The organism is Bradyrhizobium sp. 26S5, assembly GCF_036923295.1.
Taxonomy (GTDB): Bacteria; Pseudomonadota; Alphaproteobacteria; order Rhizobiales; family Xanthobacteraceae; genus Bradyrhizobium; species Bradyrhizobium septentrionale.
In genome coordinates this window covers 8,768,908-8,784,324 of record NZ_CP145948.1, presented here as the reverse complement: position 1 = coordinate 8,784,324, position 15,417 = coordinate 8,768,908, and the positions used below count along the sequence as shown (strand labels likewise).

The following is a 15,417-nucleotide window of genomic DNA, read 5'->3' as shown; positions in this document are numbered from 1 at the left end:
TGGTTGAGGAAACATGGGAGTGGATAGGATGAGAGGCTTCGGGGTTGGGCGATTTAGGATTGGTCTGGCGCTGGCACTGGCCTGCGCCGCAGGCAGCGCACGCGCGGAGATTTCCGGCGATGTGGTGCGCGTCGGCGTGCTCAATGACATTTCCGGCATCTTCCAAGACACCAACGGCATGGGCTCGGTAGAAGCCGCGCGCATGGCGGCGGAGGATTTCAATGGCGGCGGCAAGGGCATCAAGGTCGAGATCGTCTATGCCGATCACCAGAACAAGGCCGACGTCGGATCTGCGATCGCGCGCAAATGGCTCGATGTCGAAGGCGTCGATGCCATTGTCGACGTGCCGAACTCGGCCGTCGGGCTCGCTATCAACACCATCCTGCGCGACTCGAGGATGACGTTCCTGGCGTCGTCGACGGCAAGCTCCGACCTTACCGGCAAGGCCTGCTCGCCGAACACCATTCAATGGGTCAACGACGCCTGGGCTACCGGCAACACCACGGCGGCTGCGATGATGCAGCGTGGCGGCAAGGACTGGTATTTTGTGACCGTCGACTACGCACTCGGCAAAGGCATTGAAGCTGAAGCGACGAACTACATCGAGAAGCACGGCGGCAAGGTGCTGGGATCGAGCAAGCATCCGCTCGGCACGTCGGACTTCGCCTCCTTCCTGCTCCAGGCGCAGAACTCGAAAGCAAAAGTGATCGGGCTCGCCAATGCCGGCGGCGACACCATCAACGCGGTGAAGCAGGCGGCCGAGTTCGGCATCCAGCAGGGCGGCCAGACCATGGTCGCGTTCCTGCTGTTCGTGAACGACGTCCACGGCATGGGCCTGAAGGTCGCGCAGGGCCTGCAGCTGCTGGAAGCTTTCTACTGGGACATGAATGACGACACCCGCGCGTTCGCAAAACGCTTCGCCGCACGTCCCGGCATGAATGGCAAGATGCCGAGCGGCAACCAGGCCGGCGTCTATGCCGCGACGCTCGCCTACCTCAATGCGGTTGCCGCGACCGGCAGCGACGACGCCAAGGCCGTGGTGCCGCAGCTGAAGACCTTCAAGGGCATGGACAGACTGTTCGGCGAGACCGCGATCCGCCAGGACGGCCGTGTCGTCCATCCGATGTATCTGTTCGAGGTGAAGAAGCCGGAGGAGTCGAAATACCCCTACGACTATTACAAGCTGATCGCGACCATCCCGGCCGATCAGGCGTTCCGCCCGCTGGCCGATGGCGGCTGCTCGCTGGTGAAGTGAGCTCTTCGCCGCGAACACGACTGCGCCCCCTCTCCCGCGCAACTCGGGTTTACCCGAGTTGCGCTGTCTAATCTTCGAAGTCGGAAAAATCCGACTTCGGTTGGGAGAGGGCCGGGGTGAGGGGTATTTCTCCACACGGCGTACTGCGCGGAGGGACCGGAACCCCTCACCCGGATCGCATCTGTCGATGCAATCCGGCCTCTCCCACAAGGGGAGAGGCGGACCGAATATGCCGTGCGAGAATCGCTCTCTTCGCTACGCCGCCTTCGGACTCGCTGCACCGTCCGTCACCTTCACCCGCGCCAGCATCTCGGCCGCCGTCATCACATGTGCCGTGGAGAACGCGAGGATCGTGAGCGTGGCGCGATGCACCTCGTCGGCCGACAGGGCGCCCTGGCCGACATCCGGATAGTCGAACGTGCCTGTCGCATCCGACAGGAAGACGACCTTGTAATTGTGGAACATGGCGTCCCGCGCGGTGGCGTGGCAGCAGTTCTCGGTCGTCGTCCCTGAGATGATGACCGTCGTGATGCCCCATTCGCGCAGGATGAGGTCGAGATCGGTGGCGAAGAACGCGCTGTAGCGGTGCTTCTTGATGACGTGCTCGCCCGGCGCGGGTGCGAGGTCATTGAAGATCTCGACGCCCGCGGTGCCGTCGACCAGCGACGACCGGTCGGCGATCGGCGAATAGAGATCGTCATAGAGCCCCATGTCGCTGCCGTCGCGGCGGTGCACATGCGCGGTGTAGATGACGCGGATGCCCTTGTCGCGACAGGCTTTCAGCGTCTGCGCCAGCCGGGGCACCATGGCGGCGGCTTGCGCGGAACGCAGCTTGGCGCCCTCGGCCACGAAATCGTTCTGCATGTCGACAACGATCATGACAGTTCTGGCCGGATCGATGATGTCGCATTGGTAGCCCATGTGGTGTCTCCTCTCCTAAAGGGAGGTATTTCTACATCCCCCGCGGCGGCCGTTCTTGGCTGCGCCGGCCATTCGCTGGCCTCTGCTTGCCAGAACCGGACGGCAGACGCAGAATATCCCGCTGCAGGGTTGGGCGGGAGCAAGGTCCGATGCAGACCCCAGTTCACACAGTCGTCGCGCAAACGCTTGTCGCGCCAGGTGACAGTTTCGACCGCTGGCATCACGTCACCTGCCGCGAGTTCTCGTTGACCGAATGCCGCCGGGTCGCCGACGAGGCGTTTGCCGCGTCGATCTCGATCCGCAATTTTGGCCCGCTTGCGATCAACGACATCTGGTCGTCGACCCCGGCGGCCGACCGCATCCGGGTGGTGCGCAGCGCGAGCGACGTCCGCAGGGACCCGCGCGACTATTTCATGCTGTGGCTCACGTTGCGCGGCGAGGTCGGCTTTGCGCAAGGGGGTCGCGAGGTGCAGATGCGCCGCGGCGATCTCATGCTCCATGACCAGGCGCAGCCGTTCACGCTCGAATTCGCCCCGAGCACGCGTTCGATCATGGTGTCGATCCCGCGGCCGCTGCTGCTCGCGCGCCTGCCGGATGCGCACCGCCTGACCGCACGGCGGGTCGGCAACGATTCGAAAGTGGGAGCGCTGGCGGGATCGCTGATCCGCCGGCTGGCGCGCCTCGATGATGGAGCCGCGCCTGCCGTGACACGGCTGAGTGCCTCAGCGCTCGACATTTTGGCGACGACGCTGCAGACCGAGCTGACGGATGACATGCCGCGGCACGGCGATGAACGGCTGGCGCGGGTCAAGGCCTACATCCTCGCCAATCTCGACGATTCCGAGCTCGATCTCGATGCGATCGCCACGGCCCAGCACATGGCGCCGCGCACGCTCAATCGCCTGTTCGCGCGCGAGGGTACGACGCCGATCCGCTGGCTCTGGCAGCAGCGCCTCGCCGGTGCTTACCAGGCGCTGGCCGAACGGCGCTTTAGTCACGTCACCGACGTCGCGCTGAGCTTCGGCTTCAGCGACGTCTCGCATTTCAGCCGCGCCTTCAAGGCCGCGTTCGGCCGGTCGCCTCACCAGGTGATGGGGTGACGCGCGGATCGACCTTTCGTTACGGTGCGCAAGAGAAACTCGACGCCGCGGTCATCGGCCCAGTCTTGTAATGCGGCCAGGCCGGCCAGCGGCACAGCGGCAGCGCGCGCAGCGTCTCGATGCCTGGCGCCTGCACCTTCTGCTCCGTCACTTCCAGATCGGCGGGTGCCTTGCCGTTCTCGACCCAGTCGACCAGCACCGCCAGCATGTCGACATTCGCCGGTGCGCCGGAGCCGACATGGTCGACGCCGGGCGCGGTGTAGAGCCGCGCGAACTCCGCCGTCTTGTCCTTGCCGAGCGTCTTCTCGACGTTCTCGAAATAGCGGATGCCGGCATAGGGGCTTTGCGCGTAATCGGCCATGTGCTCGAGGATCACGAGCTTGCCGCCATGGGCGTGGAAGCGGCTGAGATCCGGATCGGTCGAATCCATCAGTGCGGAGACCTGCAGCACGCGATCCTTGTGGTCCTCCGGCCTGTAGGTCGTGACGTCGAGTTTCGGATCGCGCGCGAAGACATACTGGATTCCGCCGGCGCCGTAGATCCAGGCGATGCCGTTGGTGGGCGCGGGCGGTTGCGCAGGCGCCGAGGTGCCGAGCCACCACGCCTTCCATCCGCCGGTCGGGCCGAATGCCGGTGTGTTCTCGCCGGACACGCCCCAGCCCGGATAGTCGTCGAGCCCGTTAGCGAGCGGGAACGAAAATTTGTAGGCCGCATGCAGCGTGTCGATCGCCGCGATCTGCTTGTCGGTCAGGCAGTCGTCGCCGCTCTCGCCCGCCGCGCATGCCAGCGAGGCCGGCTTGAACGCCGCCTTGCAGCCGACCGGGTCCTGCACCAGCGCGTCGTCGGAGCCGTCCTGTCTGTCGCAGGCCTTCAGCACGGCATCTGCCACCAGCTTGACCTGCGCCGGGCGGACCCAGCCGTCGCCCATCGTGACGAGGCCCGAGCGGGTGCCGGCATGCTGCAGCCCCACCCAATTGATCACCGGCACGCGCGCGAAAATGCCGTCGAAATCGTCGGGGTAGCGCTGCGCCATGGTCAGCGCCTCGCGGCCGCCTTCGGAAGATCCCATGAAATACATCTTCGCCGGCGGTTTGCCGTAGGCGCGCACAACCAGCGCCCGCGCTGCGTCGCGCACCTTCTTGTAGGCCTTGTGCGAAAAATTCTCGAACGCCTCGTCGTTGAGCGCGAATAGCTGCGGCGGCTCGCCGGGCTTCGACTCGTGGCCGGAATCGGTACCGACGGTCGCGAAGCCGAGCGCCAGCGGCGAGGATTTGTCGAACGGGTAGGCCGGCGGCAGGCCGAGGCCTGATATCAGCACCCCGTTGAAGCCGCCGCCGCCATATTGCAGCGAGCGGCCGTTCCACTCCACTGGAAGGTTGACCTCGAATTTGATCGGCGGCGCCGTGGGATCGGCGGGATCGATATGGGCGAGCACCTTGCAGAAGGCGGGATTGGCCGGGACGACGCGGCCGGCCGGTGTCGGTCCTTTCTCAACGACTGCGAGCGGCGACGGTGCCTGGAGCACCGCGCTATCGATCTTGATCGCGCCATCGGCGGGGCCGGTAAGTCCGCTACAGGTCGCCGCGGGATCGGCGAGCATCTGCGCCGCCGCCGCGTCGCCTGCGAATGACGTCAGCGTGACAAGCGAGGCCGCAAGCGCCCATGCGCGCGCATCGATCTGCATTGTTTCCTCCCTGCAATAATTGTTGCCGTGGCAAGTATTTCATGCGAGGGGTCGGTGCACAATGGTTGGATGGGCCCTGTATGCCAGCAGGCATTCCGTCATCCCCGCGCAAAGGCTCCGCCTTTGTCGCTGGAGGTGCGAGCCTTGCGGCGCACTTGCGCCGCTGGGCGAGCCTCGAAGGATGCACGGCCACTAGCGGGGCCGTCGACCCTTCGAGGGCCGCCGAAGAGGCGGCCACCTCAGGGTGACGGTTCAAATTGCTTGAGGCGCGGAGGCTGCGCCGAGGCGCACCTACTGCGCGACCTTGCTGCTGCCTTGGGTGATCAGCCGTGCGGCGCGCTGGTCGCGGGTGTGAATCCAGAGCCAGTTCATCGCCACGGCGATCCGGTGGCGCACGCCGATCAGGAAGTAGATGTGGGCGAGGCCCCAAATCCACCATGCCAGTGAGCCGCGGAGCTTGAGCCAGCCGAAATCGATCACCGCCTTCTTCTTGCCGATTTGCGCGAGGCTGCCGGCGTGCTTGTAGCGGAACGGCGGGAGCGTCCTGCCATCGAGCCGGGCCTTGATCAGTGCGGCGACGTAGCGCCCCTCCTGCTTTGCGGCCGGCGCAATGCCGGGCACCGGATTGCCGTCGGGGCCCTTGATCGTGACGGTGTCGCCGACGGCGAAGACGTCGGGATGGCCCGGCACGGTGAGATCGGACTCGACCTGTAGCCGATGAGCGCGATCGGCCGGCGCGTTCAGCCACTCGGCGGCGCGCGAGGCGCGCACGCCGGCGGCCCAGACGATGGTGCGGGCCTCCAGCCTCTTGTCCCCGAACACCACGCCGTCGGCCGAGCATTCGGTGACCGGCGCGCCCAGCATCACCTCAACGCCGAGTCTTTCCAGCGACGCTTGCGCATAGGCCGACAGGTCGTCGGGAAAGCCGGCTAGCACGCGCGGCCCAGCTTCGATCAGTACCACGCGCGCTTTGCGTGTATCGATGTGGCGGAAGTCCTGCGGCAGTGTGTCCTTGGCGAGGTCAGCGATGGTGCCGGCCATCTCGACGCCGGTCGGCCCGGCGCCGATGATGACGAAGGTTAGCAGCGCCGCACGCTTGTCCGGATCGGTCTCGCGCTCGGCGCGCTCGAACGCGACCAGAATGCGCCGCCTGAGCGTGGTGGCATCCTCCAGCGTCTTCAGGCCGGGCGCGAACGGCTCCCATTCGTCATGGCCGAAATAGGCGTGGCGCGCGCCGGTGGCGAGGATCAGCGTGTCGTAGGGAATGCTGCCGCCGTCATCGAGCTGCACCTGCTTTCCGGCCGCATCGACGCCGCAGACATTGGCAAACAGCGTCGTCACCTCGGGCCGGTCGCGCAAGAGATAGCGGATCGGCCAGGCGATCTCGCTGGTGGCAAGCGATGCGGTCGCGACCTGATAGAGCAGCGGCTGGAACAGATGGTGGTTGCGGCGGTCGATCAAGGTGATCTCGACCGGCGCGCCCGAAAGACCGAAAGCGGCTTCCAGCCCGCCGAAGCCGGCGCCGACGATCACCACGCGATGAGGTTTGGCCGGCGCTTGCGTCATGAGATGTCGCTCTCGGTTCCGAACGGCTTCGTCATTTGATTATGTAGTCATTCGCAGCCTCATTCCAACACGAAATGCCCGATCGCCCGATAGCAAAACCCAATCGTCGCAACGTCATGCATCCTGCGGCGCGGCTGCTGCGACGGCCCGTCGCCGCATCGGCAGGAACAGGCCAGCGACGGCGCCAGCGAACGACAGCGTTGCTGCAAGGCTCATCGCCGCAGCAAATCCGCTGGTGAAATGTCGGGTTGAATCGGCGGCGCCATTGGTTACGAGGCTCGCCACCAGTGCCGCGATGCCGAACATGCCGCCGAGGAAGCGGCCCATGTTGAAGACACCGGACGCCTTGCCCATCTCGCTCGTGGCAACCGCGCTCAGCACTGCGTTCTGTGCAGCCGGCATCGCCATCGAGACGCCGACGCCGGCGAGCACCAGCGGCGCGACCAGCGCGGAATAAGGCACTGACGGGCTCACGATCTCGCTGATCCAGCCGAGCCCGATCGCCTGCATCAGCAGACCAGTGACGACCAGCGTGCGCTCGCCGAACCGGTTGACGGCGGCGCCGGCGATCGGCGCGGTGACGAACAGCGTCGCCGTCCACGGCAATAGCCGCAGCCCGGCGCCGAAGGCGTCGAAGCCGAGCGCGATCTGCAGGAACTGCGGCAGCAGGAACAGCACGCCGTACATCGCGGCATAGAACAGCACGCTGGCGGCCATGCCGGAGGCAAACGGTCTTGCCGCGAACAGCCGCATCGGCACCATCGGGTTCGTCGCGCGTAGCTCCCACAGCACGAACGTCACGGCCAGCGCGAGGCCTGCGATCAGCGCGCCGGTCACCTCCGCGCTCGCCCATCCGACGCTGTTGCCGCGCAACAGGCCCCAGACCAGCGCCAGCGCCGCGAGGGCGACCAGCGTCAGTCCGGTGACGTCGAGCGGCGCTGCCGGTCCAAAACTTTCGCGCAGCCGCGCCAGCACGAGGGAAATCGCGACCAGGCCGATCGGCAGGTTGATCCAGAAGATCCAGCGCCAGCCGAGATGCTCGGTGATGAAGCCGCCGATCGCGGGGCCGATGATCAGCGCGCATCCGGTGATGCCGCTGAAGATGCCGAGCGCGCGGGCGCGTTCCTCCCGGCCGAACGCGCCGCTGAGGATCGCCATCGCCAGCGGCATCACCAGCGCCGCGCCTGCGCCCTGCAGGGCGCGGGCGGCGATTAGTGCCGCGGCGTTGCCGGCCAGCGCGCAGACCGCCGAGGCCGCGACGAACAGGCCGATCCCGGTTGCGAACATTTTCCGACGCCCGAAGCGGTCGCCGAGCGCGGCGCCGGTTAGCAGCAGCACCGCGAAGGTCAGATTGAAGGCGTTGACGGTCCATTGCAGCGTCTCCACCGGGCTGCCGAAATCGGCGCGGATGGTCGCGAAGGCCGTGGTCATGATCATGGCGTCCAGCGCCATCATGAAGGATGCCAGCGCGGTGAGGCCGAGCACCCAGCGCTGTTCGGCGCGCTCTCGAGGGGTCTGCATGGTCGTTCTCCGTTGGCGTGCGGCAAGGTTGCGGCGCGCTTCGTAGGCCAGGACGAACCGCGGCCGGCAAAGGATGCGGCCGAAAATATTCTTTGCCGGACCGCATCCTTTGGCGGTCGGCAAACGTCCTTGGGTGTGACGCGGCCTGTTCCGGCCGCAGAGACCGAGCCAAGGAGGTTGCGATGAGACGGACCCTGATCAGGTACAAGGCGAAGCCGGAGATGGCCGAGAAGAATGCCGAGCTGGTTTCGGCCGTGTTTGCCGAGCTGAAGGCGGCGAAGCCGGACGGCGTGCGCTACCTGACCTTGCGGCTGGAGGACGATACCTTCATCCACATGGTCGAGACCGCGGCCGACGACGGCTCGAGCCCGATCCCGAAGCTCGCGGCGTTCCAGGCCTTCCAGGACGGCATCCGCGATCGTTGCGCCGAGCCGCCGCTGGTTCGCAGTGCTGTGATTGTCGGCAATTATCGTATGCTGGATGAGCCGTGAACCGGCGAGCCGTGAACCGACCGGCCTTGAACCGACCTGGCGGAGCCATCATGACCTCACCCCCCCAAGCGCCTGAAGCGACCGAGGTCGACGCGCTCTTGGCAGCGATGCGGCCAAGGCTGCATCGCTACTGCGCCCGCATGGTCGGATCGGTGATCGACGGCGAGGATGTGCTGCAGGACGCGCTGATCAAGGCGGTGGAGGCTTTTGCGTCCGCAGCTCCAATCCAGAACGTGGAAGCCTGGCTGTTCCGGATCGCACACAACACCGCGCTCGATTTCCTCAGGCGGCGCAACCGCCAGGACGCGCTCCACGCGCCGGAGGAGGTGGACATGATGGCCGGAGAGCTCGATGACGTCAGCCGCCGCGAGATCGCAGCGGCGAGCCTGCGCACCTTCATGCGCCTGCCGGTGGCGCAGCGCTCCAGCGTGATCCTGATGGACGTACTCGGTTGCTCGCTGCAGGAGGTCTGCGGCATCATGGATTTCAGCCTGCCCGCGGTGAAGGCGGCGCTGCACCGCGGACGGACGCAGTTGCGGGAATTCGCCCGCGAGCCCGACGACGCGCCGCGGCCCGGCCTGTCGCCGGCCGATCGCAGCAGGCTCAACGCCTATGTCGGCCGCTTCAACGCCCGCGACTTCGACGCCATCCGCGCCATGATCGCCGATGACGTCAGGCTCGAGCTCGTCAACCGGACGCGGCTGAACGGCAAGGCCGAGGTGTCGCGCTACTTCGGCAATTATTCGAAGATCCACGACTGGCATCTGGTGACTGGACAGGTCGAGGGACGTCCCGCGATCCTGGTGTTCGATCCGGACGCCCAAGGCGCGCCGCCGCGCTCGTTCATGCTGCTCGACTGGTCGGCCGACAAGGTCGCGACGATCAGGGATTTCCGCCACGCGGCCTATGCGATCGACGGCGCCGAATGGGCGGTGGACGGAGGGTGAGCGGTCGCTGCTTAGCCTGTGGCTCGCTGACCGCGCCACAAACTCGGTGTCGTCCCGGCCTTCGCCGGGACGACGGTCGAGAGAGGCGCGCTACCGCGTCTTGCCGCCGAACTCGCCGCTGGCGATACGCGCAACGCGGTTGCCGGCTGCGGCCGGGGTGCTGCCCCTGCTTGAGAAGCCGTCATCGCCCGTCTCATGCGGCTCTTCGCCGAGGCGGCTGCCGGGCCAGAACGTCAGGGCCAGCATCAGCGCAAGGTTGACGAGCGCGCCGACCGTCGTGCCGGTGTGCTGGTAGGTCAGTGCATATTCCGGATATTTTCCGGCGACGATCCGGTCGATCACGACGAGCGCAATCCAACCCACCATCACGCAGACCGGGTCCCATCCGATGTCGCGGATGCGCATCGATTGCAGCATGAAGGTCATGACGAGCACGGCATAAAAGCCGATCAGGAGCGGCATGCTGTTGGCGGCCTGCGCTAGCAGCACATCCGTCCTGCCGCTCGCCGGTGCATTGCCGGTGATGCCGAACACCAGCATCAGGTAGCCGCAGCCGACCACGAAGCTGAAGAAGAAATAGGCCAGCCGGCCGAGCCGGGCGTTGAAGCCGAAAATGTAATTCAACAGCATGCGACGCGTCCCTTTGGACCGAGCCTCGCCCGGCGATGCTTTCGAGACCATGAAGTCCAGGACGGGCTTCCCGGGACGTGGTTTCCGAGCGCTTTACCGAATCCTTAAAGCCTGCTGCAGTGCGGCGGGGGCCTCTGGAGGGGAGCGGGGGCCTGCGACAATCGTTGCCTACGCAACCGGCATTATATTTCTTGCCTTGCCCGGTTTAGACGAATTATGATGCACGGTGCTCGGGTATGCGCCGAAGGTTCTAAATGAGCGCCGTCGGTTCGTGCTTGCTGCAGACTTGCGATATCGCGCACAAAACACGTCACAGAACGACGCGCGTAAAGCGTGACCCCCGGGCCCTCGTGATCGAGCTTGGCGGGATCTTTGGTTGAGGAGGGGAGTGAATATGAAAAAGGCATTTTGGCTGGCAGGCGCCATGGCTTTGGCGCTCGCGCAGCCCGCGACGGCGGCTGACAGCGTCAAGATCGGCTTTGTCTCGACCTTCAGCGGTCCGACCGCCGTGATCGGCAACGACATGCGCAATTCCTTCGAGCTCGCGCTCGACCATCTCGGCCGCAAGATCGACGGCAAGCCGGTCGAGGTGATCTACGAGGACGACCAGCAGAAGCCCGATGTCGGCAAGCAGAAGACCGAGAAGCTGGTGCAGTCCGACAAGGTCGACTTCATCGTCGGCTACATCTGGTCGAACGTGCTGCTCGCCTCGCTGAAGACGGCGGTCGATTCCAAGACCTTCCTGATCTCGGCCAATGCCGGTCCGTCGCAGCTCGCCGGCGAACTGTGTTCGCCTTACGTGTTCTCGACCTCCTGGCAGAACGACCAGACGCCACAGGCGGTCGGCACCTACATGAACCAGAAGGGCGTCAAGTCGGTATTCCTGATCGGCCCGAACTACGCCGCGGGCAAGGACATGCTGGCCGGCGTCAAGAGCACCTTCAAGGGCGAGGTCGTCGGCGAGGAATACACGGTGTGGCCGAGCCAGCTCGATTTCTCCGCCGAGCTCACCAAGGCGAAGAATTCCAAGGCCGAGTCGATCTTCGTGTTCTATCCGGGCGCGGCCGGCGTGCAGTTCCTGAACCAGTATGCGCAGGCCGGCATCAAGCAGCAGATCCCGCTCTATACCGCCTTCACCATCGACGAATTGTCGCTGCCGCTGCAGAAGGACAATGCGCTCGGCGTTCCCGGCGCGCAGCAATGGGTCAACGACCTGCCCAACGAGGAGAACAAGAAGTTCGTCGCGGACTACCGCAAGAAGTATCCGGGCCTGCGCCCGACCTTCTACGGCGCGCAATCCTATGACGCTGCCAACCTCATCAACAGCGCCGTGGTCGCGGTGAAGGGCGACCTGACGAAGAAAGACGCGATGAAGGCCGAGATGGAGAAGGTGAACTTCAAATCGGTGCGCGGCCCGTTCAAGTACGGCAACAACCACATTCCAGTCCAGAATTTCTACTTGCAGGACGTGGTCAAGGACGCCGACGGCCAGCTCTCGCTGAAGACGGTCGCGACCATCGTCAAGGATGACCAGGATCGCTTCCACGAAAAGTGCGCGATGAAATAACTCTTAGGGCAATCCTGGCCCACGCCTTGCTTCCTTTTCACCTCGCCCCGCCCTTGCGGGGAGAGGTCGGCGCGTGGCGCCGGGTGAGGGGCCCTTTCCACAAGCTCGATTCGTGGAAAGAGCCCCTTACCCCAACCCTCTCAGGGCGAGCTTTGCTCGTCCCGGCCGCGCAAGGGCGGGGCGAGGGAGAACAACAAGCCGTAAAAGCGGCGGCGCATGCGCGCTGCCGCTGTTTTGTTTCAGCCCGATATGAAGGATCCATGTATCTCGTCGTCGAACAACTGCTGAACGGCCTGCAATTCGGCCTGCTGCTGTTCCTGCTGGCAGCCGGACTGACGCTGGTGTTCGGCATCATGGACTTCGTCAATCTGGCGCACGGCTCGCTCTACATGATGGGCGCCTATTTCGCGGCGACCTTCGTGGCCTGGACCGGCAGTTTTGTTCTTGGCGCGCTGCTGGCGCTGGGCGCCACGCTGCTGCTCGGCATCGCGCTCGAATATGCCGCGCTCCGGCATCTCTACGGCCGCGACCATCTCGACCAGGTGCTGGCGACGTTCGGCCTGATCCTGTTCTTCAACGATGCTGTCCGATTGATCTGGGGCCCGGCCGGTCTCGCGCTGCCGCTGCCGGTCTGGCTCACCGTACCGGTGCAGATCATTCCCGGCGTGTACTATCCGGCCTACCGGCTGATGATCATCGTGGTCGCGCTGGCGGTCGCAGTATTGCTCTATCTCGTCGTGATGCGCACCCGCGTCGGCATGCTGATCCGCGCCGGCGCCTCCAACCGCGAGATGATCGGGGCGCTCGGCATCAACATCAAGCTGTTGTTCACGCTGGTGTTCGGCCTTGGCGCCGCGCTCGCCGGGCTCGCCGGGCTGATGCAGGCGCCGATCCTCACCGTGCAGATCGGCATGGGCGAGAACATCCTGATCCTGGCCTTCGTCATCATCGTGATCGGCGGCATCGGCTCGATCCGCGGCGCGTTCATGGCCGCGGTGTTCGTCGGCATCATTGACACGATGGGCCGCGCCTTCCTGCCCGACCTGCTGCGCAAGGTGCTGAGCGGGGCGGCGGCCTCGACCGCGGCGCCGGCGTTGTCCTCGATGCTGATCTATCTCTTGATGGCCATCATCCTCGTGCTGCGGCCTGAAGGGCTGTTCCCGGCGGCCAAACGATGATGCCCAAGCTCAACGCCTCCAATTCCGTCGTGGCGCTGCTCTGCGCCGCCCTGGTCCTGCTGCCGGTCTATTCGGTGGTGACCGGCAACATCTTCATCCTGACGCTGTTCACCCGCATCGTGATCTTTGCGCTCGCCGCCGCCAGCCTGAACCTGATCATGGGCTATGGCGGCATGATGAGTTTTGGCCACGCCGCCTATCTCGGCATCGGCGGCTATGCCGTCGGCATCCTCGCCACTGAGGGTATCGGCTCCGGCTTCATCCAGTGGCCGGTGGCGCTCGCGGTCTCGGCGCTGTTTGCGCTGGTGATCGGAGCGCTCAGCCTGCGCACCCGCGGCGTCTACTTCATCATGATCACGCTCGCCTTCGCGCAGATGGCCTATTACATCACCTCCGGCCTGTCGCGCTACGGCGGTGACGACGGCCTCACCGTCTACAAGCGCAGCGATTTCGCCGGCCTGATCGACCTCTCGAACCGCACCCAGTTCTATTACCTCTGCCTGGCCTGCCTGTTCGGCGGCCTCTATCTGATCTGGCGCATCGTCAATTCGCGCTTCGGCCTCGTGGTGCAGGGCGTCCGCTCCAACGAGCAGCGCATGCAGGCGATCGGCTTCCACGCCAACCGCTATCGCCTGGTCTGCTTCGTGATCGCGGGCACGATCTGCGGCCTTGCCGGCGCGCTGCTTGCCAACAACACCGACTTCGTCAGCCCCGCCGTGATGTACTGGACCCGCTCCGGCGACCTCATGGTGATGGTGATCCTGGGCGGCATGGGCTCGCTGTTCGGCCCGGTGATCGGCGCGATCGTCTATCTCTTGCTCGAGGAGCTGCTGTCGCAGGTCACCGAATATTCGGGACTGATCCTCGGTCCGGTGCTGCTCCTGATCGTGCTGTTCGCGCGCGGCGGCATCATGGGCCTGCTCGGGAGGATGCGCCGTGGCTGATTCCCTGGCTGAGCCCCTGCTCCGCGTCGAAAATCTGGTACGTCGCTACGGCGGCATCACCGCGACCGACAACCTTTCGATGGAGGTGGTGCCGGGCGAACTGCACGCCATCATCGGCCCCAACGGCGCCGGCAAGACCACGCTGATCAGCCAGCTCACCGGACAGGTGATGCCGAACTCCGGCACCATCCGCTTCGCCGGCCGCGATGTCACGGGCCTGCCGTCCTACAAGCGCAGCCGGCTCGGGCTGGCGCGCTCGTTCCAGATCACTTCGCTGCTGAAGGATTTCTCGGCGATCGACAATGTCGCGCTGGCGGCGCAGGCGCATGACGGCCACTCCTTCCGCTTCTGGGGCAATGCGCGCAAGGAGCGGCGTCTGCGCGACGCCGCGCGCGCGGCGCTGGAGCGCGTCGGCCTCGGCAAGCGTGCCGATGTGCTGGTGTCGCAATTGAGCCATGGCGAGCAGCGTGAGCTCGAGCTCGCGGTCGCGCTCGCCACCAAGCCGCAGCTTTTGCTGCTCGACGAGCCGATGGCCGGGCTCGGCGTCACCGAATCCGCGCGGATGGTCGTGCTGCTGAAAGAGCTGCGCAAGGAAGTGACCATCGTGCTGGTCGAGCACGACATGGAGGCGGTGTTCGCGCTGGCCGACCGTATCACGGTGCTGGTCTATGGCCGCGTCATCGCCTGCGACGTGCCGGATGCGATCCGCAAGCATGAAGAGGTCAAGCGCGCCTATCTCGGCGAACAGCATGCGGTGACAGGCCATGGCTGATATGAAAACCGCTGAAACCCTGCTCGAAGTCGATGGAATCGAGACCTGCTACGGGTTGAGCCAGGTGCTGTTCGGACTGTCGCTGCAGATCAAGTCGGGAGAGATGGTCGCGCTGATGGGCCGCAACGGCATGGGCAAGACCACGACCATCCGCTCGATCATGGGCCTGACGCAGGCGCGATCAGGCGGCATCCGTTTCGCCGGCGAGTCGGTGCGCGGCCTGCCGTCCTACAAGATCGCAAAGCTCGGCATCGGCCTGGTGCCCGAAGGACGCCAGATCTTTCCGAACCTGACGGTGCGCGAAAATCTCGTCGCCGCCTCAGGCAATCGGTTCGGCGCCTCCGATCCCTGGACCATCGACAAGATCCATGCGCTGTTTCCGCGGCTCGCCGAACGCACAGGCAATATGGGCGTCACGCTGTCCGGCGGCGAGCAGCAGATGCTCGCGATCGGCCGTGCGTTGATGACCAACCCAAAACTCCTGATCCTCGACGAGGCCACCGAAGGTCTTGCGCCGCTGATCCGCGACGAGATCTGGAGCTGCCTGTCGATGCTGAAGGGACGCGGGCAGTCGGTGCTCGTCATCGACAAGAACGTCGGAAACCTCGCCCGCATCGCCGACCGCCACTACATCATCGAGCGCGGCAAGGCGGTGTGGAGCGGGACCAGCGAGCAGCTGATCGCCGAGCCGGAGCTGCAGCACAAGTATTTGGGGATTTGACGGCTTGATCGCCGCACCGATTCAAGCCCCGTCACCCCCGCGCAAAGGCTTCGCCTTTGTCGCTGGAGGAGCGCGTAGCGCGTCTCGAAGGGTCGACGGCCACCAGCCGGGCCGAGCATC

14 protein-coding genes are annotated in these 15,417 nt (G+C 65.4%); 9 read left to right on the top strand and 5 right to left on the bottom strand.

The window, feature by feature from the left end; translation table 11 throughout:
* Positions 1-28: 28 nt before the first annotated feature.
* Positions 29-1,255: an ABC transporter substrate-binding protein gene (locus V5279_RS41595; RefSeq protein ID WP_338701685.1), complete on the top strand. Its 1,227-nt coding sequence runs from the start codon at positions 29-31 to the stop codon at positions 1,253-1,255.
* Between the two features lie 255 nt (positions 1,256-1,510).
* On the opposite strand, the gene V5279_RS41590 is transcribed toward V5279_RS41595, so the two are convergent.
* Positions 1,511-2,176 (bottom strand): isochorismatase family cysteine hydrolase, encoded by a 666-nt coding sequence (locus V5279_RS41590; protein ID WP_338692584.1) that lies wholly within the window; start codon positions 2,174-2,176, stop codon positions 1,511-1,513.
* 149 nt (positions 2,177-2,325) lie between these two features.
* Here V5279_RS41590 and V5279_RS41585 point away from each other — a divergent pair, with 149 nt between their 5' ends.
* Positions 2,326-3,276 (top strand): helix-turn-helix domain-containing protein, encoded by a 951-nt coding sequence (locus V5279_RS41585; RefSeq protein ID WP_338692582.1) that lies wholly within the window; start codon positions 2,326-2,328, stop codon positions 3,274-3,276.
* Positions 3,277-3,295: 19 nt separating this feature from the next.
* On the opposite strand, the gene V5279_RS41580 is transcribed toward V5279_RS41585, so the two are convergent.
* From V5279_RS41580 to V5279_RS41570, 3 genes are all read right to left on the bottom strand, one after another.
* The gene (locus tag V5279_RS41580) at positions 3,296-4,876 is read right to left on the bottom strand and encodes a tannase/feruloyl esterase family alpha/beta hydrolase (RefSeq protein ID WP_338701683.1); all 1,581 of its coding nucleotides are present in this window, start codon (positions 4,874-4,876) and stop codon (positions 3,296-3,298) included.
* A gap of 375 nt (positions 4,877-5,251) precedes the next feature.
* On the bottom strand, positions 5,252-6,526 hold the full coding sequence (locus V5279_RS41575) for an NAD(P)/FAD-dependent oxidoreductase (RefSeq protein ID WP_166299425.1): 1,275 nt from the start codon (positions 6,524-6,526) through the stop codon (positions 5,252-5,254).
* 114 nt (positions 6,527-6,640) lie between these two features.
* A complete protein-coding gene (locus V5279_RS41570) occupies positions 6,641-8,047 on the bottom strand; it encodes a DHA2 family efflux MFS transporter permease subunit (protein ID WP_338692577.1) in 1,407 nt (468 codons plus the stop codon).
* A gap of 182 nt (positions 8,048-8,229) precedes the next feature.
* On the opposite strand from V5279_RS41570, the gene V5279_RS41565 reads away from it, so the two are divergent.
* Together V5279_RS41565 and V5279_RS41560 are read left to right on the top strand one after the other, a co-directional pair.
* A complete protein-coding gene (locus tag V5279_RS41565; protein ID WP_338692575.1) occupies positions 8,230-8,538 on the top strand; it encodes a hypothetical protein in 309 nt (102 codons plus the stop codon).
* 50 nt (positions 8,539-8,588) lie between these two features.
* The gene (locus V5279_RS41560) at positions 8,589-9,485 is read left to right on the top strand and encodes a sigma-70 family RNA polymerase sigma factor (RefSeq protein ID WP_338692573.1); all 897 of its coding nucleotides are present in this window, start codon (positions 8,589-8,591) and stop codon (positions 9,483-9,485) included.
* Positions 9,486-9,575: 90 nt separating this feature from the next.
* On the opposite strand, the gene V5279_RS41555 is transcribed toward V5279_RS41560, so the two are convergent.
* The gene (locus V5279_RS41555; RefSeq protein ID WP_224741318.1) at positions 9,576-10,115 is read right to left on the bottom strand and encodes a DUF805 domain-containing protein; all 540 of its coding nucleotides are present in this window, start codon (positions 10,113-10,115) and stop codon (positions 9,576-9,578) included.
* A gap of 394 nt (positions 10,116-10,509) precedes the next feature.
* Here V5279_RS41555 and V5279_RS41550 point away from each other — a divergent pair, with 394 nt between their 5' ends.
* From V5279_RS41550 to V5279_RS41530, 5 genes are all read left to right on the top strand, one after another.
* Positions 10,510-11,682 (top strand): ABC transporter substrate-binding protein, encoded by a 1,173-nt coding sequence (locus tag V5279_RS41550; protein WP_338692569.1) that lies wholly within the window; start codon positions 10,510-10,512, stop codon positions 11,680-11,682.
* 260 nt (positions 11,683-11,942) lie between these two features.
* Positions 11,943-12,860 carry a branched-chain amino acid ABC transporter permease gene (locus tag V5279_RS41545; protein ID WP_338692567.1) on the top strand — a complete coding sequence of 306 codons (918 nt, stop codon included), beginning with the start codon at positions 11,943-11,945 and terminating at the stop codon, positions 12,858-12,860.
* Complete coding sequence (locus V5279_RS41540) at positions 12,857-13,804, top strand: branched-chain amino acid ABC transporter permease (protein WP_338692565.1); 948 nt, start codon at positions 12,857-12,859, stop codon at positions 13,802-13,804. Before V5279_RS41545 ends, V5279_RS41540 begins: the two co-directional genes overlap by 4 nt.
* 4 nt (positions 13,805-13,808) lie before the next feature.
* On the top strand, positions 13,809-14,576 hold the full coding sequence (locus V5279_RS41535; protein ID WP_338701681.1) for an ABC transporter ATP-binding protein: 768 nt from the start codon (positions 13,809-13,811) through the stop codon (positions 14,574-14,576).
* The gene (locus V5279_RS41530; RefSeq protein ID WP_338692563.1) at positions 14,569-15,297 is read left to right on the top strand and encodes an ABC transporter ATP-binding protein; all 729 of its coding nucleotides are present in this window, start codon (positions 14,569-14,571) and stop codon (positions 15,295-15,297) included. Before V5279_RS41535 ends, V5279_RS41530 begins: the two co-directional genes overlap by 8 nt.
* Positions 15,298-15,417 lie beyond the last annotated feature (120 nt).

Bases quoted from the DNA above. Each gene is read 5' to 3' on its own strand.
- V5279_RS41570 (WP_338692577.1), bottom strand. From the start codon at position 8,047: ATGCAGACCCCTCGAGAGCGCGCCGAACAGCGCTGGGTGCTCGGCCTC.
- V5279_RS41595 (WP_338701685.1), top strand. From the start codon at position 29: ATGAGAGGCTTCGGGGTTGGGCGATTTAGGATTGGTCTGGCGCTGGCA.
- V5279_RS41585 (WP_338692582.1), top strand. From the start codon at position 2,326: ATGCAGACCCCAGTTCACACAGTCGTCGCGCAAACGCTTGTCGCGCCA.
- V5279_RS41575 (WP_166299425.1), bottom strand. From the start codon at position 6,526: ATGACGCAAGCGCCGGCCAAACCTCATCGCGTGGTGATCGTCGGCGCC.
- V5279_RS41565 (WP_338692575.1), top strand. From the start codon at position 8,230: ATGAGACGGACCCTGATCAGGTACAAGGCGAAGCCGGAGATGGCCGAG.
- V5279_RS41545 (WP_338692567.1), top strand. From the start codon at position 11,943: ATGTATCTCGTCGTCGAACAACTGCTGAACGGCCTGCAATTCGGCCTG.
- V5279_RS41550 (WP_338692569.1), top strand. From the start codon at position 10,510: ATGAAAAAGGCATTTTGGCTGGCAGGCGCCATGGCTTTGGCGCTCGCG.
- V5279_RS41555 (WP_224741318.1), bottom strand. From the start codon at position 10,115: ATGCTGTTGAATTACATTTTCGGCTTCAACGCCCGGCTCGGCCGGCTG.
- V5279_RS41530 (WP_338692563.1), top strand. From the start codon at position 14,569: ATGGCTGATATGAAAACCGCTGAAACCCTGCTCGAAGTCGATGGAATC.
- V5279_RS41590 (WP_338692584.1), bottom strand. From the start codon at position 2,176: ATGGGCTACCAATGCGACATCATCGATCCGGCCAGAACTGTCATGATC.
- V5279_RS41580 (WP_338701683.1), bottom strand. From the start codon at position 4,876: ATGCTCGCCGATCCCGCGGCGACCTGTAGCGGACTTACCGGCCCCGCC.
- V5279_RS41560 (WP_338692573.1), top strand. From the start codon at position 8,589: ATGACCTCACCCCCCCAAGCGCCTGAAGCGACCGAGGTCGACGCGCTC.
- V5279_RS41540 (WP_338692565.1), top strand. From the start codon at position 12,857: ATGATGCCCAAGCTCAACGCCTCCAATTCCGTCGTGGCGCTGCTCTGC.